The following is a 24,487-nucleotide window of genomic DNA, read 5'->3' on the forward strand; positions in this document are numbered from 1 at the left end:
ATCGCCGCGCCCGCGACGACCGTGGACCGAGCCATGCCGCTGCCCGATTTCCTCCCTGCGCTGCTTCGTCCGGAGCTCGCCGAGCTCCACGCCTACACCCCGGTCGCGGGGCACTTCCCTGTGCGCCTCGACGCCAACGAGAGCCCGCCGCTGCTCTCGACCGAGGCGCGGGCGGCCCTCGCGCGCGCCGCGGCGCCGGAGGACTGGGGCCGCTACCCCGACGCGCGCGCCCTCGATCTCCGCGAGGCCATCGCCGCCCACTGCGGCGCGGATCCCGACGAGATCCTGGCCGGCGTCGGCTCCGACGAGGTGATCTCGATCGTGCTCACCGCGCTCAGCCGCCCGCGGCAGGGCGCGGACGCGGCGAGCGTCGTCACGGTCAGCCCCACCTTCGTCATGTACAAGCTGAGCGCGCGCGCGCGCGGGATGCGCGTCATCGAGGTCCCGCTCGACGCCGGCTGGGATCTCGACGTGGCGGGCCTCGGGCGCGCCGTCGATTTCGCGCGCCCCAACGTCGTCTTCATCGCCTCGCCGAACAACCCGACGGGCGCGCTCATGTCGGAGGACCGCCTCGAGGTGGTCGTCGCCGCGGCGAGGGACGCCCTCGTGATCGTCGACGAGGCGTACATCGACTTTGCCCCGCGCGACCAGCTCGCCCTCCTGCGCAAGCACCCGAACGTCGCCGTGCTGAGGACGCTCTCGAAGATCGGCCTCGCGTCGCTGCGGATCGGCTGGCTCATCGGCGCCCGGGAGCTCGTGGCCGAGCTCGACAAGGTCCGCCAGCCCTACAACCTGCCCACCCCGTCGCAGCGCGCGGCCGCCTTCGCCCTGCGGGAGCTCGGCGGCGAGCTCCGCCGCGCCGCCGCCGCCGTGACGGCCGAGCGCGAGCGCCTCGCGGCCGGGCTCGCCGAGCTCGGCCTCTCGGTCGCGCCGAGCCACGCCAATTTCCTCTGGATCGGCACGCGCCGCCCTGCCGGCGAGGTCTTCGAGGCGCTCGCGGCGCGCGGCGTCCTCGTGCGCAGCTTCCACGCGGCGGGCGGGCGCCTCGCGCACCGGCTCCGCATCACCGTCGGCCTCCCGGAGGAGAACGATCACCTCCTCGCCGAGATCGCCGCGTGCGCGTAGCCGTGCCGCTCTCCGCCGCGCGGCGCGCGGCGCGTGTGTTCCTCGCGACGTTCGCGGAGATCGCGGCGCCCGCGGCGTTGACGGCGTTGACGGCGTTGACGGCGTCGACGTCCATTGCCGGCTGCGCCGCGCCCCGGGTCGCGCGCTCGATCGACGGCCAGATCATCGAGGGTCGTTACATCGCGGCGCACGCCTATGCGCTGTATGCGATCGGCGCCGAGGCCGAGGCGCGCGGCGATCTCGCGACGGCGCTGGAGGCGTACGAGCTGGCGGAGGACGGAGACCCCGACAGCGCGGACATCTGGACTCGTATCGGGTCCGTGCGCTGCCGGCTCGGGCGCGGGGAGGCGGCGGGCGCCGCCTTCGAGCGCGCCCGCGCGATCGAGCCCGACTACGAGCCGGCCTACCGCGAGCAGGCGCGCTGCGATCTCTCGGCGGGGCGGCTCGAGGCGGCGCTCGGGCGGATCGATCGGGCGATCCTGCTCGATCCGGATCGTGACGACGGCGCCCTGCTCCGGGCCGAGATCCTGCGGCGGCTGGGCCGCACGGACGACGCGCGCCTCGCCTTGCGGGCGCTCGTGGTGCGGCGCCCCTGGTCGACGGAGGCGTGGCGCGCGCTGCACGCGGCGGCCGTCGAGGCGGGCGATCGCGCGGTGGCCGAGCAGGCTGCGCGGCGCCTGCGGGAGCTGGCTGCGCCGGGCGCAGCCGTCCTGGGGCGGCGGATGCCGCCAGGGGGGCAGCTGGCCGAGGTCGACGAGGCGCTCGTCCTGGGCCAGCTGCGCCGCGCCCGCCGCCTGGCGCGCGACGCGGATCTGACGCCCGCCGAGGTCGCGGTGCGCGCGGCCGCGCTGGGCCGCATCGGCGAGGCCCGCGAGCAGGCCGAGCTCGTCTCGGCGGCCGATCCGGCGAGCGCCGAGGCGCTCGTGGCGCTCGCGGTGGCGGCCGATCTGAGCGGCGATCTCGACGCGCTGACGCGGGCCTGCGACGCCCTCGACCTGTCCGCGGCGGCGGGCGGCCCCGCGGTGGCCCCCTCGCGGCTCGCCCGGCTCCTCTTTGCCGAGCTGCTCTTCCGTCGCGTCGGCCGCGACGCCGCGCTCACCTGGCTCGGCCCGCCGCCCCCCGCGCCCGTCGCCGGGGATGCGCTGTCCCAGGAGGTCGAGCGGCGCGTCCACCGGGAACTCGCGGGCGCCGCGCCTTGATCGGCGCGGCGCGGGCGCGTGCCCCCGCCCTGTAGCTCAAGGTGAGGGCTTGGTGTGCGGCTTCTCGTTGTACTTCTTGAGGTCGAAGTTGAGCTCGAAATCGAGCGTGTTCTCGCCCTCCTTGATCTCGATCTCCCTCTTCACGTCCTGCTCGGTGGCCGGCAGCAGGGCGGCGGTGAGCACCTTGCCCACGGGGATGCCCTTGATCTCGTACTTGCCGTCGAGCCCGGTCACGTCGTGTGTCGCGAACTTGAGCACGAAGACCTCGGCCTTGAGGAACGGCTTCGGCAGCTTGTCCACGAGGTGGTAGTAGCCTGGCTGCGGCGGGTAGAACTTCACCGGGTCGCCCTGCGGCACGGCGACGAGGACCGCCATGAAGGGGGCGCCCTCGAGGTTCGGCATGTACGGCTCCAGCGGATCGAGGTTCGCGACCTCGAGCCGCTGGCCATAGGACATGACCACGGTCCGCTTCGAGAACGCGCACCCGTGGATGGTCACCTTCTCCGCCTCTTCGCGTTCCGGCACGTAGCCGCTGTAGTTGACGACGGTGACGAGCGCGTCGGCGACCCCGTTCTGCTGTCCGACGCGAAACAGCCGCCCGTAGGTCGCGGCGGCCTCACCGCACTTGCCGATCGGGAAGCTGAGCCCTGTATCGGGCGGCGGGTCGCCCTTGATGGTGACGCGTCCTCGCAGCGTCCCCGTGGGCCCGCTGTACGGCGCCTGTCGCTTCGGGTTCATCACCTTCGCGACGTCCTCGGACGTCAGCGAGATCTCGTGCGCCTCGCCCGCCCCGGCCTGCGCGCTCCCCACAGCGCCGGCGCTCGCGCTCCCCGCCGCCGCCGCGGTCCCCGGCGCAGCGCTCGCGCTCCCCGCCGCCGCCGCGGCCCCTGCGGCCACGGGCGCCGCGCTCCCCGCCGGTGTCGCGCTCCCCGCGGTCGCGCCGCTGCTCGCGTTCCCTCCCTGACACCCGAGCGCTCCGAGCAGCGCGACGCACGCCGCTCGCATCCTTCCATCCCCCGCTCTTCTCTGCAGCTTCTCGCCGGTTCGCATCGGCGCCGACTCTAGCAACTCGCGCGCCCCGCGCAGCACCGTGTATTCGCTGCCGAACGAAGCGCGAGCGCCGGCGCCCCGTTGCCATACGAGTTGGCGGCGCTCTTCCAGGCCAGCACCCGCGTTGCCGAGCGGGGGTTCACCCGCACAGGAGACGGGCCCAGATCGGCGTTTTCGGCGCGCAGGCGTACTCCGGTACGCCGAGCACCGAAAACGTCGAGGTGGGCCCGTATCCGAAGCGGGTGGACCCCCGCTCTAGCGTGACGCCAGGACCGCGCGGACGGCGATCCCGAGCGAGGTCGTCGGCCAGATGCCGAGGACCATCACGAGCACCGCGGACACCACCAGGGCCGCGTTGACGTAGCCCGAGCGCATCGGCCGCGCGATCGGAGCGCCGGGGGCCGGCTCGCGCATGTACATGTACACGAGCACCCGCAGGTAATAGTAGGCCGACAGCACGCTGTTGAGGAGCAGCGCCACCGACAGCGTGTACAGCTCCGCGCCCATCGCCGCCTTGACGATGTAGAGCTTGCCGAAGAAGCCCGCGGTCGGCGGCACGCCGGCCAGCGACAGCAGGAAGAGCGAGAACGCGAGCGCCGCCACCGGGTGCCGCTTGCCGATGCCGGAGAGGTCCTCGTAGCTCACCGCCTCGGCCCCACGGCTGCCGCAGAGGATGAGCGTCCCGAAGGCGCCGACCGTCGAGACCGTGTAGGCGAGCAGGTAGAACATCACGCTCGCCTGCGCGTCCTCGCTCGCCCGCACCGTCGCCGCCACACCCACGAGCAGGTACCCGGCGTGCGCGATGCTCGAGTACGCGAGCATCCGCTTCACCGACTCCTGCCGGCCCGCGATGAGGTTCGCGACCGTCATCGTGAGCAGCGCCATCACCGCCACGGCCGGCGGCCAGCCCGCGGCCCACGACGAGAGCGCCGGGCTACCGAACGCCCCGAGCAGCACCCGCAGGAGCGTCGCGAACGCCGCGCCCTTCACCGCGACCGCCATGAACGTCGTGGCCGGCGTCGGGGCGCCCTCGTACGCGTCCGGCGTCCACATGTGGAACGGCACCGCGCTCACCTTGAACGCGAGCCCGACGAGCACCAGCGTCGCCCCGATGAGCAGCAGCGCCGGGTTCGGCGCCGCCGCCCCCTTCGCGCCCGCGATGACCTCGCCGATCCCCGCGAGGTCGGTGTGCCCCGTCGCCCCGTAGATCAGCGCGCCGCCGTACAGCAGCAGCGCCGCCGCGAACGAGCCGAGCAGGAAGTACTTGATCGCCGCCTCGGTGCTCCGCGGCGACGTCCGGCGGAAGCCGGTCAGCGCGTACGCGCCGAGCGACATCGTCTCCAGGCCGAGGAAGAGCGTCAGCAGATCCCCCGCGCCGGCGAGGATGATCGCCCCGACCGTCGAGAAGGTCAGCAGCGGATAGAACTCCCCGCGGTCGAGCCGGTGCTCCGGGAGGTACCCCCCGGCGAGCAGCGCCGCCAGCGCGCCGCCCAGGCAGAGCACGAAGGAGAAGAACAGCGTGAACCGGTCCATGACCAGGTACGGGGCGAGCGAGTCGAACCCCTCCAGCGTCTCGGGGCCGACGAACCCGACCGCGCCCGAGAACACCGCCCCGGCGAGGAGCGTGATCGCCGTCCCGAGCGCCATGTCGGACGAGGGGCCGGAGCGGCGATCGTGCGACTCCTCGCGGCGGTGCGAGAACGCCTCCGCGAGCATCAGCAGCGCGCCGCCGAGGGAGACGACGATGAGCGGCGATACCGCGATGTACGGTCCGAGGATCATCGCGCCGCCTCCCCCGCCCGCGCCGCGAGCGCGCCGCCCGCCGCCCGATCGCGCCGAGCCTGCTCGTCGTCACCCGCCCCCGCCGCGCCCGCACCGGATCCCAGCGAGGGCGCCCCCTTCAGGAAGGCGGGGGAGAACGTGTCCTCGGGCAGGAGCTTCGCGTTCCGTTCGTCCGCGAAGAGGATCGCCTGCCCGGAGACGACCTTGAACTGGTTGTAAGTAGACAGGACCGACTCCTTCATCCGATCGAGGAAGATCGCAGGGAACAGGCCGATCACGAAGATCATGAGGATCAGGGGCGCGAGCGCGAGGCCCTCGCGGGGCGTCACGTCGGGCAGGTGCTTGTTCTTCGGGTTCGTGAGCGGCCCGAAGAACATCTTCTGCACCACGCTCAGCATGTAGACGGCGGCGAGGATGACGCCCGCCGCGGCGCCGATCGTGTGGATCCCGCTGAACGTCCCGAGGCGCTCGGAGGCGTAGGTCCCCATGATGATCATGAACTCGCCGATGAACCCGTTCGTGCCGGGCACGCCGACGGAGGCGAACGTCACGATCAGGAAGAGCGTCGCGTAGACCGGCATCACCTTCGCCAGGCCGCCGAACTCCGAGACCTCCCGGGTGTGCCGGCGGTCGTAGATCACGCCGACGAGGAGGAAGAGCGCGCCGGTGGAGACGCCGTGGTTCACCATCTGGATCACCGCGCCCTGGATCCCGCTCGGCGTGACGCCGAAGAGCCCGAGCATCACGTAGCCCAGGTGGGCGACCGACGAGTACGCCACGAGGCGCTTCACGTCGGACTGCTTCCAGGCGACGAGCGCGCCGTAGATCACCCCGCCGAGGATCGCGATGCCCGCCAGGTTGGCCGCGAGGCTGGAGGCCGGGCCGGGGAAGAGGCCCATCGAGAAGCGCAGGTACGCGTAGGTCCCGATCTTCAGCATCACCGCGGCCAGGATCACCGAGCCGCCGGTCGGCGCCTGCACGTGGGCGTCCGGCAGCCACGTGTGCACCGGCCACATCGGCACCTTGATGAAGAACGCGATCGAGAACGCCCAGAAGCAGAGCATCTGCGCGCCCCGGGGCAGCACGACGCGCGACAGCGCGAGGTAGTCGAACGTGTAGGCGCCCGTGAGCTTCTGGTTCGCCCACACGAGGTACACGATGCCCGCGAGCATCAGCATCGAGCCCGCCATCGTGTAGACGAAGAGCTTGATCGCCGCCTTGATCTTCTCGACGCCGCCCCAGATGCCGATCATCACGAACATCGGCACCAGCATCAGCTCCCAGAAGACGAAGAACAGGAACAGGTCGAGCGCGACGAACGCGCCGAGCATCGCCCCCTGAAGGAACAGGAGGCAGAAGCAGAGCTCCTTGATCCGGCTCTTGATCGAGCCGAACGACGCGTACGCCGCGATGGGCGCGATGAACGTCGTCAGCAGGACGAGCCAGAGGCTGATGCCGTCGATGGCGACGTGCCACCGGATGCCCAGCGACGGGATCCACTCCTTGATCGACTGGAAGTGCCAGCCCACGGTCATCGGCACGGTGAGCAGCCACAGCGAGGCGAGGAAGCCCGCGCCGAGCACGGCCAGCGTGACGCCCCGGAGCAGCGAGAGCAGCTGCCGCGGCACGAACAGCACAGCGGCGGCGCCCACGAAGGGCAGCCCGATGAGCACGTTGAGCAGCGACGGCCACTCGTCTGTCGCTCCCGCCGCCTCCGCCGCGGCGCCGGACGGCCAGAGCCACTGCACGAAGAGCACCGTGAGCGCCGCGATGAGCCCGAGGCCGGCCCGCTGCCACGGGGTGTACCCCGGGGCGGCGTGGGCCTCGCCGTGCTCGTCGCCGTGGTGGTCGTCGCCGTGGCCGCCGTGGTGATCGTCGCCGGCGTGGGCGCCGTCGGCGCCCTGCGCGTCGCCCGGCGGGAGGATCGCTCCCACGACGCCGGCGGCGAGCGCCGGCCAGTACTGCGTTACGAGGTCGAGCGCGCTCATTGCAGGCCTCTCGGCTGGATCAGGTCATGGATCTGCTCCACCGGGGTCGCCCCCGGGGGCAGCGCGGGCACGTCCGAGCCCAGCATGGTGGTCGGGCCCGCGGGGGTCTTGCGGCTCGCCGGCCTGGAGAACGAGAAGGTCTCGGTCGCCTCGCGGTCGAACGCGTTGCGCACGCGGAGGACGACGTCCTTGGTCTCGCCGGGCTCGAGCTTCACCGTGACGTCGGCCGCCTCGGAGAAGTCGCGCGCCGGCAGGCCGGGCGCCTCCCAGCGGTACCGGTAGCCGAGCCCCGGCGCGGCCGAGAGCCTCACCTCGCCGGACCGGCGCAGCTCCGCGTCATCGACGTTCGCGTCCGCGTGCGGCTTGACAAGGAACCAGCCGACGCCGGCGAGGCCGACGACCATCGACGCGGCGTAGACCTGCACGCGGCCCGTCTGGAGCGCGCGCAGCACCGTGCCGAAGAACCCGACAAGCGCGGCCGAGAGCTTCGCGATGATGCCGTCGATGATCCACTTGTCGGCCATCGTGAAGATGTCGGCGATCGCGTCGACCATGCCCACCACCGTGGCGTTGTAGAGCTCGTCGATCCGCCACTTGTCGTAGATGAGCCGGTAGAGCCCCGGGAAGCTCTCGGCGAAGCGCCGCTCGGGCTCGCCGCGCTTGTTCCAGTACACGAGCATCGCCAGGCCGATGCCGGTGAAGCAGGCCGCGACGCCGGGCAGCATCATCGGGAAGAGCAGCCCCTCCACCCCCTCGCGCGCCTTCACCGCCCGCTCCGTCAGCGAGAAGACCGGCTCGAGCAGGTGCGCGAGCGGCGCGAACGCGTGGTTGTGGGTGAGGTGCACGAGCGGCTCCGCCATGAGGAAGCCGGCGAAGACCGACAGCGCCCCGAGCACGATCAGCGGGATCGTCATCGGCAGCGGCGACTCGTGCGGCTCCGGGCCCTCGAGCTTCTCGCCGTGCGCGTGCCCGTGGTGATCGTCGTGGTGGCCGTGCGGGTGCGGGTCCTTCCAGCCGCGCACGATCGTCCAGCCGCGGAACTCGCCGTGGAACGTCTGGAAGTACGCGCGGAACATGTAGAACGCGGTCATCGTCGCGGCCAGGATCCCGACGCAGTAGATCGCCGGGCCGAGCCACTCGGGCCACTGCCACACCGGCTGCCCGCGCGTCGAGACGGACTCGATCCGGCCGGAGAAGGCGCGCCACAGGATCTCGTCCTTCGACCAGAACCCTGCGAACCCGGGGAAGCCCGCGATCGAGAGGCACGCGAGGAGGAAGGTCCAGCGCGTCAGCGGCATGTAGTTCTTGAGGCCGCCCATGTTGCGCATGTCCTGGGACTGGTCGGTGTCGTGGATGCGAGCGTGCATCGCGTGGATCACCGAGCCGGCGCCGAGGAAGAGGCAGGCCTTGAAGAAGGCGTGCGTGAGCACGTGGAAGAAGCCGGCGGCGAACGCGCCGACGCCCACGCCGATGAACATGAACCCGAGCTGGCTCACCGTGGAGTAGGCGAGCACCTTCTTCAGGTCGTTCTGGAAGAGCCCGATCGAGGCCGCGAACAGCGCCGTGGCCACGCCGGTCACCGCGACGACGGCCATCGCGAACGGCGACAGCACGAACACCGCCGAGAGCCGGGCCACGAGGTAGACGCCCGCGGTCACCATCGTCGCGGCGTGGATCAGGGCGGAGACCGGCGTCGGGCCGGCCATCGCGTCGGGCAGCCAGACATAGAGCGGGATCTGCGCGCTCTTGCCGGCGCAGCCGAGGAACAGCGCGAGCGCGGCCAGCGTCCCCGCGTACACGAGCACCGGCTGCGACGGGATGAGGAAGCTCAGGAAGCCGGGCACGGTGTCGGCCGACATGTTGCCGATCGGCCAGATCTTCACCGCGGCGAGCAGGTTGCCCGCGTTCGCCGCGATGCCGTCGAAGTTCAGCGTACCCGTGTAGTAGGCGAGCATCGCCATCGCCACGAGGAGGCCGAAGTCGCCGATGCGGTTCACGACGAACGCCTTCTTGCCGGCGCTCGCGTTCTTGTCGTCCTTGAACCAGAACCCGATCAGCAGGTAGCTGCACATGCCGACGCCCTCCCATCCCACGAAGAGGACGGCGAGGTTGTCGCCCATGATCAGCACGAGCATCGAGAAGATGAACAGGTTCAGGTACGCGAAGAACCGGTAGTACCCCGGGTCCTCGCGCATGTACGCGGACGAGTAGAGGTGGATGAGGAAGCCGACGCCGGTGACGACGAGGATCATCGTCCCGCTCAGGCCGTCGACGCTGAAGGCGACGTCGATCGGGATCGACTGGCCCATCCGGCCGGTGATCGAGAACCAGCGCCAGGCCGTCCAGGTGAGCTTGCCGCCCTCGTGCGGCAGCATCAGGAACGTCGTGACGGCCGCCAGGAAGGCGCCGCCGAGCGCGGCGAGCGCCATCAGCCGGACCGCGTCCTTGCCGAGGCGCTTGCCGAAGAGGCCGTTCACGAACGCGCCGAGCGCGGGCAGGCCGAGAATGACCGCGAGCAGCGCGAACTCGGACGCGGGGAATAAGACTCTCAGGGCTTCCACGCTAACTCCTCAGGAGATCGGCGTCGTCCGAGCGCATCGTCTTCCGGATGCGGTAGAACGCGAGCACGATCGCGAGACCGACTGCGGCTTCCGCCGCCGCGATGGCGATGACGAAGAAGGTGAAGATCTGCCCGGCGTGATCGTGCGGGTGCACCCGGTTGTACGCGACGAGCGTGAGGTTCACGGCGTTGAGCATCAGCTCGATGCTCATCAGGAGGACCAGGAGGTTCCTGCGCAGCAGGAAGCCGATCGACCCGATCACGAACAGCACCGCCGCGACGACGAGGTAGTACTCGATGGGGACGGAGATCATGAGTGCGGCTCCTTCGCCGACAGGGTGGCGTGCCCCGCGAGGGCGCCAGGCTGCGCGGCCCCCTGATCGCCCGGCTCCGGCGACGCGGTGTCCGGGCCTCCGCCGGCGGGCAGCAGCGTCGGGTCGACCTGCTTGCCGCGGGCGACCGCGACGGCGCCGATGACGGCGACGAGGAGCAGCGCGCCCGAGAGCTCGAACGGCACGATCCCCTTCGTGAAGAGCTCGTGCCCGAGCGCCTCGATGGTCCCGAGCGACTCGGGGGCGGCCGGGACGGCCACGACCCCGGGCTTCGACGCGCTCGCGACCAGGGCGAGCGCGCCGATGCTGCTCGCCCCGAGGACGCCGGCGCCCACGTAGCGCGGCACCGCGGTGCGGGCGTCGCGCGGCGACGTCGCCGACGGGCCGAGGAGCATGATCACGAAGAGGAAGAGGATGACGATCGCGCCCGCGTACACGAGGATCTGGATCGCGGCGAGGAACTCCGCCGAGAGCATCAGGTAGAGCCCCGCGATGCCGACGATCGACGTGAGCAGGCCCATCGCGCCGCGGATCGGGTTCCTGGCCGCGACCGTGGCCAGGCCGCCGAGCAGGACGAGCAGCGACGCCAGCCCGAAGAAGGCGAACTCGAAGATTTTCACGGCGTAAGCACCCCTGTCGACGAGCGGCCCTTGGTCTGGATGTACGCCTCGAACTCCTTGCGGAACTTCCGGAGGAAGCCGAGCGCGGGCATCGCCGTGCCCTCGCCGAAGGCGCAGATGGTGTTGCCCATGATGTTGTCGGCGATCTCGTGCAGCCGATCGAGCTCCTCGATCGTCCCCTCGCCGTGCACGATGCGATCGAGGATCCGGTGGATCCAGGCGCTGCCCTCGCGGCACGGCGTGCACTGGCCGCACGACTCGTGGCGGTAGAAGCGCATCAGGTTGTGCATCGCGAGGACGGGGCACGCCTTGTCGCTGAGCACGATGGCGCAGCAGGTCCCGAGCATCGTCCCGAGCGCGCGGAACGTGTCCACGCCGAGCGGCACGTCGAGCACGCTCTGGCCGTGCCACGGGTGGAGCGGCGACTTGTCGCTCGGCGCGTTGACGACCTCGTCGGCGCGCAGGATCGGGCACGACGAGCCGCCCGGGATGACCGCGAGGAGCTTCCCGTGCTTCACGCCGCCGCCGTACTCGTAGATGAGGTCGCGGAGCGTGACCCCGACGGCCGCCTCGAAGATCCCGGGGTTGTTCACGTGGCCGCTCACGCCGAAGAGCCGGCAGCCGCCGTCCTTCAGGTGGTGCAGCGAGGAGAGCTTCGAGAAGTTCTCCCCCCCGAGCTCGAGCGCCGTGGGCACGGCCGCGATCGTCTCCAGGTTGTTCACGGTCGTCGGCATCCCGAACGCGCCGAACTGGGCGGGGAACGGCGGCTTGAGCCGCGGCTCGCCGCGCTTGCCCTCGAGCGAGTTGAGGAGCGAGGTCTCCTCGCCGCAGATGTACGCGCCGGCGCCGGTGTGGACGTAGACCTCGACGGGGTAGTCGATCCCGAACGGGCGCTTGCCGAGGTAGCCCTTCGCGCGCGCCTCCTCGATCGCCCCCCAGAGCCGCGCCTTCGAGAGGTGCAGCTCGTCGCGCACGTAGATGTACGCGGCGTGGGCGCCGATCCCGAAGCACCCGATGATGCACCCCTCGACGACGGCGTGAGGGTTCTTCTCCATCAGGGTGCGGTCCTTGAAGGTGCCGGGCTCGCCCTCGTCCGCGTTGATGACGAGGTAGTGCGGCCGCTCGGGCTTCGGGGGCCACGGCATGAAGCTCCACTTCACGCCCATCGCGAAGCCGGCGCCGCCGCGGCCGCGGATGTTCGCCGCCTTCATCTCCTCGACGAGCGCCTCGCGCGTCATCCCGAGGGCGCGCTTCGCCTGCTGGTAGCCGCCGCCCTTCTCGTAGACGGACAGCTTGTGGCCGTCGGGCGTGTCGTAGTTCTTGGTCAGATAGCGCGTCAGCCGGAGCATCTCGTCACCTCGTCAACCGATCGAGGATCGCGTCCACCTTCTCGAGCGTGAGGCCCTCGTGGTAGTCGCGATCGACCTGCATCATCGGGGCGGTGCCGCACGAGGCGAGGCACTCTGCGGTGCGCAGCGTGATCTTCCCGTCCTTCGTGGTCTCGCCGGCGTGGATCCCGAGCCGCTTCTCGCAGTGGTGGAGCACCTGGTCCGCGCCGTTCAGCGCGCAGCTCAGCGTCCGGCAGACCCAGACCTGATGCTTGCCGACGGGCTCCTTGTTGAAGAGCGTGTAGAAGGTCGCGACCCCCTGGACGTGCGCCGCCGAGAGGCCGAGCTGCTCGGCGACCCAGCGGAGCACCCGCTCGGAGACCCACCCCTCCTGTTCCTGGCAGAGGTGGAGCACGGGGATGCACGCGGCCTGGCGGTTCGGGTAGCGCGCGAGGATCTTCTCGAACTCGGTTCGCCGCTCGGCGGTCAGGGCAAATTGTTCGGTCATGTCGGCTGTTGGCACGGTCCGCTGGCTCCCTGGGCGCGCCGCGCTCGCGGCGTGCCCGCTTCCACATGCAGTCGGGACCCCGCAACGCGGGTCCCTTTCAACGAGGGTCCGCCCGGCAGACCGGGCGCTACCTCGTGCGCCTCCATCTGGAGGCGCGTGCCGGAGGCGGACAGCCCCGCGCACCGGCGGCCGGGCATTCGGTTGTCCGTCGTACGGAGCCGTCCCGAGGCGCGGGCACGCTAGTGAGCGACGGTGGTCACTGTCAAGGCGCGCCGGGGGGAAACATAAAGCGGACCACACAAAGCCTGCCGCTGCCCAGAAACCGGACGGCTCCCCCTCGAGGTGGCCGTGCCCGCGCACGTGCTCGTCGTCGTGCTCGTCGCCGTGGTCGTGGTCGTGGTCGTACCCGCGGCCCCCCCGCCTGGACCCGCCCCCCGCCTGGAGCACGTGGCCACGCGGTACTCCCTGGGTTTTCTGACGAAGACCGCGTAGCCTGCCGAGAAGTCCGCAGCGTTCTTCGTCTTTCACTTGAGAACCGGAACGCGCTTCAACTACCCTCGGCGCCCATTACGACGCGCAGGGGCGCGGACATCCGTAACAGCGAATCCCCCGCCGGAGGTGGTGCGTGTTCTGTCCGAATTGTGGGACGCAAAACTCGGAAACGGCGTCCACGTGCACGAAGTGCGGCTACAACCTGAAGAGCGCAGCCGCGCCGAAGTTCAAGGGCACCATGCTGATGAGTCAGCCGTCCTCCGGGGCGGGCGCGGCGGGTCCGCGCGCGCCGGGGGCGCCTCCGCCTCCGGCGCCTCCTGCCGGAGCGCCGCCGGGCATGGCCGCGATCCCGAGCCCGCCGCAGGGCCTCGCCGGCACGGTGGTCGGCGTCCCGCCGGCGGGGCTCGGCGCTTCGGCGGGGCCTCCCCCTGCCCCGCCGCCTCCCGGGATGGGCTACGGCTCGCCGTCCCCCGGCGGACAGCAGCCGTCTGGCCCGGCCTTCGGCGGCGCGGCCGCGAGCCCGTCGGGCGGCTATGCGCCGTTCGGCCAGCAGCCCCAGGGCGTGAACCCGCTCGGCGGCACCATGGCGATCGACCAGCTGCCCGGGTACGGCGCCCCGGGCCAGCCGCCCGGCGGCATGGGCGGGGCCGCGGGCGCGCCGCCCGGCGCGTTTCCTCCGCCCGGCGGCTACGGCCAGCCCCCTCAGGGAGGCTACGGCCAGCCCCCTCAGGGAGGCTACGGCCAGCCCCCTCAGGGAGGCTACGGCCAGCCCCCTCAGGGCGGTCCGGGCGGGAATCCTTTCGGACCGCCCCCGGGCCAGGACCCGATGGGCGGCCTCGGCGGCGCGCCTCCCGGCTACGGGCAGCCGCCCGGCTACGGGCAGCCGCCCGGCTACGGGCAGCCGCCTGGCGGCGCGCCTCCCGGCTACGGGCAGCCTCCGCAGCACGGCGCCAGCGGGTATGGGCCGCCTCCGGGCCAGGACCCGATGGGCGGCGGCTACGGCAGCCCCCCGGGCGGCAGCTACGGCAGCCCTCCGGGCGGCGGCTACGGCGGCTCGCCGGCTGGCGGCTATGGCAGCCCTCCGGGCGGCGGCTACGGCGGCTCGCCCGGCGGCAGCTACGGCAGCCCTCCGGGCGTGAGCGATCCCGGCTACGGCGGGTCGCCCGGCGGCGCTCAGATGTCGGCGCCCGGCCAGTTCGGCCAGGCGGCCAGCAACCTGGGCGTGTACGGCGGCGGCGGCTCGATGGCCCCGGGCGCGAAGGGTGAGATCCGCAATCCGGTCACGGTGTGTGTGATCGGGATGGTCTGCTTCCTCTACGCCCTCTGGCAGATGTGGGCGATGCTGAACGAGCTCCAGCAGGCGACGAAGGACCCCGAGTTCAAGCCCTGGTACCTCTTCATCCCGTTCCTCAACTACTACTTCCTCTGGGTGAAGGTGCCGGAGCAAGTGACCCGGGCCAAGCAGATGGCCGGCTCGCGCAACCAGCAGGCTGAGGGCATCGTGCTCTACGTCTTCCTCCCGCTCTACGCCCTCGCGAAGGACCTCAACGAGGTCTGGGACCCGAACGCGGCCTGACCCGCGCCGCGGTCCTCCGCCGTGTCGCCGTCCAGCTCGACCGAAGCCCGTTCCCCCGCTCCGTCGGCCCTGTCCCGATGGAGCGCGGCGCACGTGCGCGGCCGCGCTGCGCGCCTGGGCACGGTGGCGGCGGTGCTCGGGCTCCTCGTCGCGTGCGGCGCCCCGCTCTGCCCGTTCGCGATCGTCACCCGCCACCCCTGCCCCGGCTGCGGGCTCACGCGCGCGACGCTCGCCCTCGCGCAGGGCCACCTGGCCGACGCGCTGCGCCTCCACCCTCTCTCCCCGGTCATGGCGCCGCTCGTGATCGCCGCGCTCGCGTACAACGCGGCGATCTACGTGAAGGACGGCCGCATCGCGGCCGCCGAGGGGATGCAGGGCGCGTGGGTCACGCGGCTCGGCATCGCGCTGGCGGTCCTGATGCTCGCCGTCTGGATCGCGCGCTTCTTCGGGGCCTTCAGCGGCCCCGTCCCGGTTTAGCAGCCCCGGACGCGGAGCGCTTCGCCCCGGCGCCGTGAGACGGGGCGCAGGGAGCGCACGGCGTGGGCACCGCGCCGGGGCCAGCCGCGCTGCGAGCGCGCGAGCGGGGCGCCCGCGGGCACGCCGACGCGCAGCAGCACCTCGTAAGCGCGCTCCAGATCGCTGCCGATCACGTCGAGCTGCTCGTCCGTCAGGCCCCGCTTCGCCTTGGGGAACAGGATGTCCTCCTCCTCGTCGGCGTGGTGGGCGAAAATGTCCCGCAGGAGCCGGAGGCGCGCCTCGAAGCGCACATCGGTCACGCGCGTGCGCAGCAGGTTGTCCGCCGCGAAGCGCGCGAGGCCGTGCTTCTCGTACGCGTCGTGGAGCGGCTTCCTGTCGCCGGCCATCCGCTCGGCACACACCGGGTAGAGGTACGTCTCCTCGATGCGTACGTGCGCGTCGATCATCCGGGAGAGCTGCGCGACCATCGCCGTCCGGAGGCCCGGGCTGGGCTCGGCGGCGATGCGCGCTATCAGGGCGCTAACTTCGAGATGCTGCTGCTCCAAGAGATCGAGTGCGTCCATGGGGTTCCCCTCGCGTGAAGCTCACCGCCCCGCGCCGCCGCGCTTGAGCAGCGCGTGCACAGCCCCGGATCGCGGTGCCGGGCGGCGCGGTGCAGGCGGCACCGTCGTGGCAAGGAGCGGGCCGGCGCCGGGGCGCGCGGAGCGCTGCCTTGGCTACACCGGCACGTCGGCGAGGGCGTCGCGCATCGCCGAGGCGCTGGGGAAGCGGTGGTCGGGGTGCTTGGACAGGGCCCGCGAGAGCACCTCGTCGAGCACGCGCGGGACATCACGGCGCTCCCGCCGGAGGGGCACGGGCGCGGACCGCACGATCGCGACGAGCACGTCGAGATCGCCCCGGCCCCGGAAGGGGAGCTTGCCCGAGAGGGCGTAGTAGATGAGCAGCGCGGCCGCGAACAGGTCGCTCCGCTCGGTGATCGCGCGGCTCCGCATCGCCTGCTCCGGCGACATGAAGCGCAGCGTGCCGACGAGCGACCCGGGGCTGTCCGGCGTCACGCCGTCGCCCGTGTCGACGCCGGGCTCGTGCGCGAAGCCGAGATCGATGAGCTTGACCGTCGTCGCGCCCTCCCCTGCCCCGGCGCCCCGCGCCCCGGGGACGAGCAGGATGTTGCCGGGCTGGAGGTCGCGGTGGACGACCTTCGCCGCGTGCATCGCCGCGAGGCCGGCGAGGATCTGGTCCGCGAGGGAGAGCGCGCGGCCGATCGGCAAGGGGCCGCGCTGCCGGACCTCCTCGCTCAGCGTCACGCCGTCGAAGAGCGGCATCACGAAGAACGGCCGCCCGTCCTCGAGGCGCCCCTCGCCGAGCACGGGGCAGACGTTCGGGTGGTCGATGCGGCGGGCGAGCCGCACCTCGCGGGCGAACCGGCTCTCGATCCCGGAGTCCCCCGCGTGCACGCGCCGGAGCGCCTTGAGGGCGACCGGCTCTCCCGTCGCGGCGCGGCGGGCCGCGTACACCGCGCCCATCCCCCCCTCGGCGATGAGCCGCTCGATGTGCAGTCCGTGCTCTGTACGACCGACGAGCGGATCGACGGCCAGCCGCCCACACGCCGGGGCCCCCGTGGTGATCCCGCCTACCGCCCCGGCGCCACGCCCCGGCGGGAGCCCCTTCGGCGCCCCCCGCTCGCGGCCCGCGTGGCGGACGATCCCGGAACGAGGCGGCAGCCGTCGCTCCTCGGCTGGGCCGAGGCCCGGGTCGGCAGGGTCAGGCAGCGCCTCAGCGATCACGGACCTCTCCCTGGCCGAACCGGAGGAGCAACGCAGTTGGGAGCCAGGATCCACGTAGAGAACCTCGTCAGAAATTACCTGACGAGTGTCCATGGACCAGGCCCGCCAAGCAAGCGGATTGGGTGCCTAAACGACCAACGACGTGTGGGTGCACCTCCGGCTTATGTCCCGTTTCTACTCGGTTTTTGCCCGGACGAAGCGAACCGCCCAAGGCGTTTCCGGACGGTCGGGAAAATCCTGAAGGAAATTGCGTCCCGATCCCCGTTACCTTCGCAGCGCACTCCTCACTACATGCCGAGGGCGACGACGTGGCGAAGCGTCTTGATCTCATTCTCGTGATCGACGTGGAAGCGACCTGCTGGGACGGCGACCCGCCGCCGGGCGAAGAGAACGAGATCATCGAGATCGGCGTGTGCCCGCTGGAGGTCGCCTCGTGCCGGCGCCGGGAGCGGCGCTCGATCCTGGTGCGCCCTGAGCGCTCGCGCGTGAGCCCGTTCTGTACGGCGCTCACGACGCTGACGCAGGCGGACGTCGACGCGGGCGTGTCGTTCAGGGAGGCGTGCGCGACGCTCCGGAGCGAGCTCAAGGCGCAGGATCGCCTCTGGGCGAGCTACGGCGACTACGACCGGCGCATGTTCGAGCGGCAGTGCCAGTCGCGCGGCGTGCCGCTCCCGTTCGGGCCGAGCCACCTCAACGTGAAGAGCCTCTTCGCGGTGATGCACGCGCTGTCGCGGGAGGTGGGGATGGCCGAGGCCCTGGAGCGCGCCGGCCTGCCGCTAGCGGGCACGCACCACCGCGGCGTCGACGACGCCCACAACATCGCGGGCCTGCTCGCGCACCTCCTGCTGGCCGCGCGGCGGTGACGCCGGCGGCGCCGGGCGCTCAGGCGATCGGCGCCGCCTCGAGGGCCTCGGGCTGCGCCCCTGCGGCGTCCCGGGACGGTGGTTCGCTGGCGGCGGCGCCTCCGGACGACGCCGCTCGCTCGTCGTCTCTTGCGGCAGTCGCCCCGGCCGCGGCGGGCGGCACGGTCGCCGCGGCGAGGAGGTAAGCGAGGCCCGCGCCGAGCAGCAGGGCGCTGTAGCCGAGGTTCAGCGCGCACAGGGCGCCGAGGGCCATCGCGGTCGCGCCCGCGAAGGCGCAGAGCGCCCAGCACCACGGCAGCAGCGCCGACGAGACCGAGTCCACGATCTTGACCCCGAGCGGCACGAGCGAGCCCGCGAGCACGCCGAACGGCACGAGGAGCGCGATGGCGAGGAGCGCGCGCGGGAAGGCCCCGAGCCCGAGGCCCCACCGCGCGAGCGGCACGAGGCCCATCGCCGAGAGCGCCGCGGCCACGGCCAGCGCCTCCGCCACCCTCGCGGAGACCGCCGTCGCGTCGCCCGGGGCCACCCGGGCCGTCAGGTAGCCGCCCACGCCGGCCGAGACAAGGAGGATCACGAGCACGGCCGGGAGCTCGTGCGCGGGCAGGTCGAGCAGGAGGAGACCGTGCCGGAGCACGGCGAGCTCGACGAGCGCGAACCCCGCGCCGATCGCGGCGAAGAACGCGAGCGCTCGGGCGGACGGCGTCGACGACGCGGTCGACGCGCGCGCCGTCTGCGCGGGCGCGTCCTGCGGCGCGAGGTGCCCGCGCCGACGGCGCGCGGCGAGCACCGGGAGCAGCACGCCGAGCGCGGAGAGGACCGCGCCGACGGCGAGCAGCAGCGCGAGCGCGAAGAGGGCCGTGTGCCCGGCGCGGAGGGCCCCGACGTCGCCGAGCACCGCGGGCAGGCGGCGCGCCGGGACGGTGTACGCGAAGAACGGCCTGTCGTCGGTGGGCGGCGTCAGATCGGCCTCCGCGGCCGCGCCGTCGGCGACGCGCGCGGCCGCCGCGGAGGCCGTGGGCGCGGCCGCCGCGACGAGCAGGCTGCGGACCGGGGTCGCCGGGCGGTCGGGGGCGAGGACCTCCGAGAACCTGTGCTTGCGGCAGTGGCGGCGGAGCGCCTCGACGTCCTCGCGCGCGAGCGGCGTGCGCCGGGCGAGCAGCGCGGTCTTCTGCGCGGCGCTGCACGCGAAGAGGTGGTCCTTCGGCGCGGCCACGCCCGCGCGGCGCAGCGCCGCGGTCACGAGCGAGAGCAGCCGATCGAAATCCGCGTCCGCGCGGGCCAGGACGAGCGTGCCTTCGGGCAGGAGGCGCGAAAGGAAGTCCCCGACGCCCTCCAGCGTGTGGAGCCGGCTCTCCGAGAGCGCGAGCGCGCCGGTCGTCGACGCTTCGACCGTGTCGGCCGACGGGATCACGATGTTCCTGAAGAGCAGCGGCGTGCGCCTGGCGAAGCTCCGCCCGTCGCCCACCACGAGGTGGACCTCGGGCTTGTCGAACAGGTTGCCGCTGAACGCGGCGTACCTCCCGCGCATCACCTCGAGGACGCCGCGGTCGCCCTCGACGGCGACAACGTCCTTCTGCCCGGCCTTGAGCGCGGCGCGCACGTCGCGCCCGCCCCCGGCGCCGACGACGAGCGCGGGGCCCTGGTCCTTGTGCAGCGCGTACGCCATGTCCTCGGGCTGCGGCGGGGGCGTCGCCTTCGCGTCGAGGATCGGGCTCGCCGCGGCGCCGCCGAGCCGCATCAGCGCCGCGCCGGCCTTCGGTCGATCGACGGAGATCAGCGAGCGCTCGGTCCAGGCCTCGTGCTCGGTCCGGTCGGGCGACGCCCGGCGGATGCCGGCGAGCCGGAGCCACGGGGCGCCGACGTCGCCGGCGAGCAGCACGAAGGAGCCGAGCACGAACGTGGCGACGAGGCCGCCGGGCGCCCGCTCCTCGCCCTCGCAGCAGCGCGACCCGAGGTAGAAGAAGATGCCCGCCACCGCGAAGAAGATCGCCGCCGCGAGCGCGGCGCGGGGCGCGCCCGCGCGGAGCGCGCCGGCCGCGGCGAGCCCGCCGAGCGCGCCGCCGACGAGATCGAGCAGGTAGAGCCGGGGCATCTCCGGCGCCGCGTGCCGGATCGCGGCCGCGAGCGCGAGGCCCGCGAGCGCGAACGGGACCGTGGAGGCCGCGTAACACAGCGCGAGCCACGGGAGCGACCCCGGCGCGGGGACGGACAGGGGCTCGCGGTGCGCGAGCAGGATGACCGCGGCGAGGGTCGCGCCCGACGCGAGCGCGGCGAGGGTCGCCATGCGGGCGAAGAGCGCCGGCGGGCGGGCGAGCGACGGCACGACGTAGAGCAGCGCGCCGCCCACGCCCGCGCCGACGAGCGACAGCGAGAGCGCGAGGAACGCGTGGATCTCGCCGAACAGCGCCGCGTAGATCCGCGCGAGCGAGATCTCGAGCAGGACCGAGGCGCACGCGAGGGCTGCGACGCCGCTGAAGAGGCCGCTCCGCTGGGGGACCCGCATGGGCCCGCTCCTACCACAGCGCGAAGCGGCGTTTCACCTCTCTCGACCGAGCGGGGCGAGCGGCCACGGCGCGAGCAGCGGCACAGGGCCGCTCGGCCGGAACCCGGGCGCGCCGCCCTGCGCCTCCGCCTCGGCCCCCGCCGGAGCGCCCTTCGCGCCGCGCGGCGGGTACCCGCCCAGGCGCGGCGCCGCCGCACCGCTCTGTTGGCCCGGGCGCGGCGCCGCCGCGCCGCTTTGTCTGATCGCACGCGCGCACTCGTCGACGGTGATGCGGCGCGGCCCGTACGCGGAGGCGTTGGCCGCGTCGGCGTCCATCAGCCGGGTCGGCGTGTCGATCCCGAAATCGTCCGGGTGCCCCGGCTCGTCGAGCAGCACGTGGCCGAGCTCGTGCGACAGCGCGAACGACGCGCGATCCGCGCGCAGGCCGGCGCGATCCTCGATGATCGTGTTCCGGATCGCCCCGCCGTCGGCGAAGATGAACGACTCGCCGATCCGCCCGCCGCCCGCGAAGCTCGGGACCATCACGAGGTCGACGGTCGAGGGATCGCCGTCGTCGAACGCCTTGAGCAGCGCCCGCTCCTCGACCGTGCCGGCGATCGCGTCCGTGTCGCTGAAGTGCTGGAGGCCGTCGTCGAGGTCCACGGCGCCGATGCACGCCGTGAGCGTCGCGTCGGTGCTCAGCGCGCCCGCCGTCGGCGGCTCGATGGTCGCGAGCGCGCCGCCCGGCCGTCGCACGAGCACGTCGGCGGTCCCGTAGGCGCCCGCGCCGATGGCCGGGTTGTCGGAGAGGCGCACCGAGAACCCCGCCGCGCCGATCGCCGCGGCGACGGCCCGGGCCGCCGCGTCGGGGCGCGCGCGGGGCGCGATCGCCGCGGTGACCTCGTGGCCGTCGACGCGCACCCGGATCGCGCCGCCGCTGGCCGGCAGGCCGTGGTCGCAGCCGATCGCGAGCAGGTGCGGGCGCGGCGGATCGACGAAGGTGACGTCGAGCGCCTCGGGCGGGCCGAAGCTCACGCCGCACGCGCCCCAGAGGGCGTTCGCCCGCTCGACCTCCGCGCGCGCGATGGCGAGCGCGCCCGCGTCGTCTCCGCCCATCGGCGGCGGGCCGCCGGCGCGGGGGCGCACCATGACGATCCGGAGGCGCGCGCGCGTGCGCCCGAGCGGCCCGAGCGGCGAGGCGCGCGGGCCGGCGACGCGGATCATCTGGATCTTCGGCCCGCCGGGCAGGGCGACGACGAGCGCCCCGCCGACCTCGCCCTTCACGGAGCGATCGACGATCATCGGGTGGTTGCGATCGATGTCGTCCGCGACCACCCGGAGGGGGCGCGTCGATCCGCACACGAGGCCCGGCGGCACGTCCTCCGGGCACCGCACGTGGCTGAGCGGCACGTCGGGGAGGCGATCGATCGCCCCGCCGGACGGCGCCGCGGAGTGGATGTCCAGCGTGAGCGGCAGATCCTCCGGCGCGCCGATGACGAGCAGCCGGATCGCGTCGGGATCGTCGAGGTTCGCGAACGGATCGTCGCCGAGCCGGTCCGGGGGCGTGCGCTGCAGCGAGGCGTGGGAGCGCGCCATGTCGATGCGCCGCCCGGCGCCGTCGATCGCGCGGACCTCGAACGCGCTGATCGTCCGCGCCTCGCCGAAGAGCGCGATCTCGCTGCGCCCGGCGCGGACCGCCTGGATCTCGACGCGGCGGGCGCCCGCGGGGATCGCCGCGCCGGGCTTGACCGGGCTGCCGTCGACGAGGAGCCGCAGGCCGGCGGGGATCGCCGCGGGCGCCTGGCTCGCGCCGCGCGGCGCGCGCAGCGCCAGGAGCTCCGGGGCGGGCGGCGCGCGAGGCTGCTCGCCGTCCGGCACGCCGTCGGCGTCGTCGTCGTCCAGATCGACCGCGATCAGCGCGGGCTCGGCCGCTGCGGCGCCGGCCGGGCCGAGCAGCCCGCCGAGGAGGACCGCGAGTGCAGACAGCCGCCTGTTCATGTCGTCATCGCCCTGCCCGCTCGACCTCCCCGGCCAGTCTATCGCGACTCCGGCCGAGCGCAGCCGGCGCGGCGCGGAGGGGCCGTCGGGAGCCCTCCGATGGCGGTGCGTCCCGCCCTGCGCCACGTGTCGCGCCATGGTCAGCGTCAGCGCCGTCATTTTCGGTGTCGACGGCACGATCCTCGACACCGTCGATCTGCACGCGGCCGCCTGGCAGCAGGCCTTCCGGCGGTTCGGCCGCGAGGTCCCGCGGGAGAAGCTGCGCAGCCAGGTCGGCAAGGGCGCGGACCAGCTGCTGCAGACGTTCCTCTCGCCCGAGGAGCTCGGCTGGATCGGCGCCGGTATTTCCTCGCTGCGCGACCAGATCTACGGGCGCGAGCTCCTCCCAGGCGCCCGGGCGTTCCCCTGCGTGCGCGAGCTGTTCCAGCGCGTCGTGCGCGACGGGCGCCGGATCGTGCTCGCCTCGCCGACACCGCGCGGCGAGCTCGACGCCAGCGTCGAGCTCGCCCGGGTGGGCGATCTGGTCTCGTGGACGGTATCGGCCGACGACGCGGACAGGTCGAAGCCGCGCCCCGACGTCCTCGAGGCGGCGCTCGACCGGCTCGGCAGCGTCGATCCTCGCGAGGTCGTGCTCGTCGGCGACGCGCCGTCCGACGCCGAGGCCGCGGCGAAGCTCGGCCTCCTCTCGGTGGGGCTCCTCTGCGGAGGCTTCCCTGAAATGGAGCTCCTCGAGGCCGGATGCGCGGCGATCTACCTCGATCCGGAGGATCTCCTCGCGCGCTACGGCGCGTCGCCGCTCGCGCCGCCGGGGGAGCGGCTCGCGTCGTAGCGGCGCTCGGGCGGGCTCAGGAGGCACCGGGCGGGCGCCCGGCGCGCGCCGCGCGCGCGGCCACCGAGCGCTGGCTCTCCGGGGCGCCGAGCCGCTCCCGGAGCGCCCTCCGCTGCGCCTCGTCGATGGACGACGCGGCGGTCGCGCCGTCGCGGCGCTCCACCGAGTAGACGGCGTCGGGCGGCAGGAGATCGAGGAGCGCGGGGCTCTCGGTCGTGAGCAGGAGCTGGCGCTGGGCGGACGCGCCGCGCAGGTACTCGAGGAGCGCCGGGAGCGCGGCGCGATCGACGCCCGCGTCGGGGTGCTCGAAGCCGGCGAGCACGAGCGGGGGCTCCTGCGAGAGCGCCGTGACCATGGCGGCGAGCCGCAGCGTGGCGTCCGGCTCGTCCGCGGCGGCCCGCCAGCGCTCGCGCCCGTCGCCGTCGACGCCGTGGCGCAGCTCCGGGACGAGGAACCCGCCGGACGAGGACGCGCGGGCGCCGTCGACGTCGCCGATCACCTGGGACAGCCCGGCGAGGAAATCGTCCTGCCATCGCTCCTTCGCGAGCGCGCGGAGGACCGAGCCCCAGTTGTCGCCGCTCGCCTTGAGGCGCCGGGAAGCGCTGAGCTTCTGGGGCGAGCGCAGCGTGCGCGGCGCGAGGGAGTAGAGGACCGCCCGGCGCAGCTCGTCGAGCATCGGGGTGAGCGGTCCATCGGAGAGCAGCGGCAGGACGAGCTTCGTGCCGCTCACGGCGATGGGGGCGACGCCGCGGTACGCGAGCGTGCCGCTGCGCCCCTTGTCCTTGCGCGAGAACCCCTTCGGGCTGCCCTTCAGCCGGTCGAAGGAGACCTCGGGCGCGTCGCTGCCGGCGTCGAAGACCTCGCGCAGGCCCGGCTTGACGAGCCGCGTGAGCGCGCTGCGCTGCCACCACGCGGCCGTCTCGCTCTTGACGCGCGCCTCGCCCTCCCGCTCTCCCGGCGCGAGCTGCACGAGCCAGAACCCGTGGCCCTCGGTCCTGGAGACCGCGACCCCGAGCGTGGTGAGCGCGCCGTCGCCGCGCGCGCCCTCCAGCGCGCCGGCGCCGCGCCGGTTCGCCGCCGCCAGATCGAACGCCCCGTTGGCGCACTCGGCGAGGAACCGCACCGCGTCGAGCAGGCAGCCCTTGCCCGAGCCCGGCGGACCGACGAGCGCGGTCAGCGACCCGAGCGTGAGCTCGAGCCCAGCCCCGACGCTGCCGTAGTTGCTGACGTAGACATGGGTGATCATCGCGGCCCGGAGCCTCGGTTCGAGGACGTCCACCGGGCAGGCCATCGCCCGTCACGGGCCGGCGATGCGCGGCCCTCGGTCTCGGTACCGTCCTGAAAATCTCCGATGCGCCCCACCCGACGAGGATCATCGAACGCCTCGCCAGCGATGTCCGCAACAAGATCCTTGCCGAAGGAGCGCCGCCCCGCGATGCGAGGCGGTCACACCCGCAGGATCGTAAGGCCCGGCACGTAATCGCGCCGGAACCC

20 protein-coding genes are annotated in these 24,487 nt (G+C 73.2%); 7 read left to right on the forward strand and 13 right to left on the reverse strand.

What is annotated here, in order from left to right; translation table 11 throughout:
• Positions 1–33 precede the first annotated feature (33 nt).
• Positions 34–1,125, forward strand: a complete 1,092-nt coding sequence (hisC, locus tag WME73_RS23630) for a histidinol-phosphate transaminase (RefSeq protein WP_437917147.1) — start codon at positions 34–36, stop codon at positions 1,123–1,125.
• Complete coding sequence (locus tag WME73_RS23635) at positions 1,116–2,324, forward strand: tetratricopeptide repeat protein (protein WP_437917148.1); 1,209 nt, start codon at positions 1,116–1,118, stop codon at positions 2,322–2,324. Before hisC ends, WME73_RS23635 begins: the two co-directional genes overlap by 10 nt.
• 36 nt (positions 2,325–2,360) lie before the next feature.
• Here WME73_RS23635 and WME73_RS23640 read toward each other — a convergent pair whose 3' ends face one another.
• From WME73_RS23640 to nuoE, 8 genes are all read right to left on the reverse strand, one after another.
• On the reverse strand, positions 2,361–3,329 hold the full coding sequence (locus WME73_RS23640) for a hypothetical protein (RefSeq protein ID WP_437917149.1): 969 nt from the start codon (positions 3,327–3,329) through the stop codon (positions 2,361–2,363).
• A gap of 300 nt (positions 3,330–3,629) precedes the next feature.
• Entirely contained in the window at positions 3,630–5,156 is a 1,527-nt protein-coding gene (locus tag WME73_RS23645; RefSeq protein ID WP_437747644.1) for an NADH-quinone oxidoreductase subunit N, read from the reverse strand.
• A complete protein-coding gene (locus WME73_RS23650; RefSeq protein ID WP_437747645.1) occupies positions 5,153–7,144 on the reverse strand; it encodes a complex I subunit 4 family protein in 1,992 nt (663 codons plus the stop codon). The genes WME73_RS23645 and WME73_RS23650 overlap by 4 nt, the downstream gene beginning before the upstream one ends.
• On the reverse strand, positions 7,141–9,705 hold the full coding sequence (nuoL, locus tag WME73_RS23655; RefSeq protein WP_437917150.1) for an NADH-quinone oxidoreductase subunit L: 2,565 nt from the start codon (positions 9,703–9,705) through the stop codon (positions 7,141–7,143). Before nuoL ends, WME73_RS23650 begins: the two co-directional genes overlap by 4 nt.
• Before the next feature lies 1 nt (position 9,706).
• Positions 9,707–10,018, reverse strand: coding sequence for an NADH-quinone oxidoreductase subunit NuoK (gene nuoK / locus WME73_RS23660; protein ID WP_272093012.1), 312 nt, complete (start codon positions 10,016–10,018; stop codon positions 9,707–9,709).
• Entirely contained in the window at positions 10,015–10,656 is a 642-nt protein-coding gene (locus WME73_RS23665; protein ID WP_437747647.1) for an NADH-quinone oxidoreductase subunit J family protein, read from the reverse strand. Before WME73_RS23665 ends, nuoK begins: the two co-directional genes overlap by 4 nt.
• Positions 10,653–12,005 carry an NADH-quinone oxidoreductase subunit NuoF gene (gene nuoF, locus WME73_RS23670; protein ID WP_437747648.1) on the reverse strand — a complete coding sequence of 451 codons (1,353 nt, stop codon included), beginning with the start codon at positions 12,003–12,005 and terminating at the stop codon, positions 10,653–10,655. The genes WME73_RS23665 and nuoF overlap by 4 nt, the downstream gene beginning before the upstream one ends.
• A gap of 4 nt (positions 12,006–12,009) precedes the next feature.
• On the reverse strand, positions 12,010–12,492 hold the full coding sequence (nuoE, locus tag WME73_RS23675; protein ID WP_044965469.1) for an NADH-quinone oxidoreductase subunit NuoE: 483 nt from the start codon (positions 12,490–12,492) through the stop codon (positions 12,010–12,012).
• Between the two features lie 348 nt (positions 12,493–12,840).
• On the opposite strand from nuoE, the gene WME73_RS23680 reads away from it, so the two are divergent.
• The 3 genes from WME73_RS23680 to WME73_RS23690 all read left to right on the forward strand — a co-directional run bounded on the left by WME73_RS23680 (position 12,841) and on the right by WME73_RS23690 (position 15,037).
• Positions 12,841–12,984, forward strand: a complete 144-nt coding sequence (locus WME73_RS23680; RefSeq protein WP_437917151.1) for a hypothetical protein — start codon at positions 12,841–12,843, stop codon at positions 12,982–12,984.
• A 133-nt stretch (positions 12,985–13,117) separates the two neighbouring features.
• On the forward strand, positions 13,118–14,560 hold the full coding sequence (locus tag WME73_RS23685) for a zinc ribbon domain-containing protein (protein WP_437747650.1): 1,443 nt from the start codon (positions 13,118–13,120) through the stop codon (positions 14,558–14,560).
• Positions 14,561–14,653: 93 nt separating this feature from the next.
• On the forward strand, positions 14,654–15,037 hold the full coding sequence (locus WME73_RS23690; protein WP_437747651.1) for a DUF2752 domain-containing protein: 384 nt from the start codon (positions 14,654–14,656) through the stop codon (positions 15,035–15,037).
• Here WME73_RS23690 and WME73_RS23695 read toward each other — a convergent pair.
• Positions 15,034–15,600 carry a hemerythrin domain-containing protein gene (locus tag WME73_RS23695; protein WP_437747652.1) on the reverse strand — a complete coding sequence of 189 codons (567 nt, stop codon included), beginning with the start codon at positions 15,598–15,600 and terminating at the stop codon, positions 15,034–15,036. The two genes, WME73_RS23690 and WME73_RS23695, sit on opposite strands and share 4 nt — an antisense overlap.
• Before the next feature lie 153 nt (positions 15,601–15,753).
• Positions 15,754–16,821, reverse strand: a complete 1,068-nt coding sequence (locus WME73_RS23700) for a serine/threonine-protein kinase (protein ID WP_437747653.1) — start codon at positions 16,819–16,821, stop codon at positions 15,754–15,756.
• Positions 16,822–17,129: 308 nt separating this feature from the next.
• Between WME73_RS23700 and WME73_RS23705 the strand changes: the two genes are divergently transcribed.
• Positions 17,130–17,684 carry an exonuclease domain-containing protein gene (locus tag WME73_RS23705; RefSeq protein ID WP_437747654.1) on the forward strand — a complete coding sequence of 185 codons (555 nt, stop codon included), beginning with the start codon at positions 17,130–17,132 and terminating at the stop codon, positions 17,682–17,684.
• Positions 17,685–17,703: 19 nt separating this feature from the next.
• On the opposite strand, the gene WME73_RS23710 is transcribed toward WME73_RS23705, so the two are convergent.
• The gene (locus WME73_RS23710) at positions 17,704–20,187 is read right to left on the reverse strand and encodes a hypothetical protein (protein WP_437917152.1); all 2,484 of its coding nucleotides are present in this window, start codon (positions 20,185–20,187) and stop codon (positions 17,704–17,706) included.
• 33 nt (positions 20,188–20,220) lie between these two features.
• Positions 20,221–22,164: a hypothetical protein gene (locus WME73_RS23715; protein WP_437917153.1), complete on the reverse strand. Its 1,944-nt coding sequence runs from the start codon at positions 22,162–22,164 to the stop codon at positions 20,221–20,223.
• 136 nt (positions 22,165–22,300) lie between these two features.
• On the opposite strand from WME73_RS23715, the gene WME73_RS23720 reads away from it, so the two are divergent.
• On the forward strand, positions 22,301–22,993 hold the full coding sequence (locus WME73_RS23720; protein ID WP_437747657.1) for an HAD family hydrolase: 693 nt from the start codon (positions 22,301–22,303) through the stop codon (positions 22,991–22,993).
• 16 nt (positions 22,994–23,009) lie between these two features.
• On the opposite strand, the gene WME73_RS23725 is transcribed toward WME73_RS23720, so the two are convergent.
• Positions 23,010–24,272 carry an AAA family ATPase gene (locus tag WME73_RS23725; protein ID WP_437917154.1) on the reverse strand — a complete coding sequence of 421 codons (1,263 nt, stop codon included), beginning with the start codon at positions 24,270–24,272 and terminating at the stop codon, positions 23,010–23,012.
• Positions 24,273–24,487: the final 215 nt, after the last annotated feature.

Origin of the sequence: Sorangium sp. So ce302 (assembly GCF_051530145.1) — a bacterium.
In the GTDB taxonomy this organism is placed as follows: Bacteria; Myxococcota_A; Polyangia; order Polyangiales; family Polyangiaceae; genus Sorangium; species Sorangium cellulosum_B.

What these genes read in the sequence shown, in the direction of transcription:
- nuoK (WP_272093012.1), bottom strand. Translation starts at nt 10,018, where the DNA reads ATGATCTCCGTCCCCATCGAGTACTACCTCGTCGTCGCGGCGGTGCTG.
- WME73_RS23715 (WP_437917153.1), bottom strand. Translation starts at nt 22,164, where the DNA reads ATGAACAGGCGGCTGTCTGCACTCGCGGTCCTCCTCGGCGGGCTGCTC.
- hisC (WP_437917147.1), top strand. Translation starts at nt 34, where the DNA reads ATGCCGCTGCCCGATTTCCTCCCTGCGCTGCTTCGTCCGGAGCTCGCC.
- nuoE (WP_044965469.1), bottom strand. Translation starts at nt 12,492, where the DNA reads ATGACCGAACAATTTGCCCTGACCGCCGAGCGGCGAACCGAGTTCGAG.
- WME73_RS23710 (WP_437917152.1), bottom strand. Translation starts at nt 20,187, where the DNA reads ATGCGGGTCCCCCAGCGGAGCGGCCTCTTCAGCGGCGTCGCAGCCCTC.
- WME73_RS23645 (WP_437747644.1), bottom strand. Translation starts at nt 5,156, where the DNA reads ATGATCCTCGGACCGTACATCGCGGTATCGCCGCTCATCGTCGTCTCC.
- WME73_RS23720 (WP_437747657.1), top strand. Translation starts at nt 22,301, where the DNA reads ATGGTCAGCGTCAGCGCCGTCATTTTCGGTGTCGACGGCACGATCCTC.
- WME73_RS23695 (WP_437747652.1), bottom strand. Translation starts at nt 15,600, where the DNA reads ATGGACGCACTCGATCTCTTGGAGCAGCAGCATCTCGAAGTTAGCGCC.
- WME73_RS23640 (WP_437917149.1), bottom strand. Translation starts at nt 3,329, where the DNA reads ATGCGAGCGGCGTGCGTCGCGCTGCTCGGAGCGCTCGGGTGTCAGGGA.
- nuoF (WP_437747648.1), bottom strand. Translation starts at nt 12,005, where the DNA reads ATGCTCCGGCTGACGCGCTATCTGACCAAGAACTACGACACGCCCGAC.
- WME73_RS23650 (WP_437747645.1), bottom strand. Translation starts at nt 7,144, where the DNA reads ATGAGCGCGCTCGACCTCGTAACGCAGTACTGGCCGGCGCTCGCCGCC.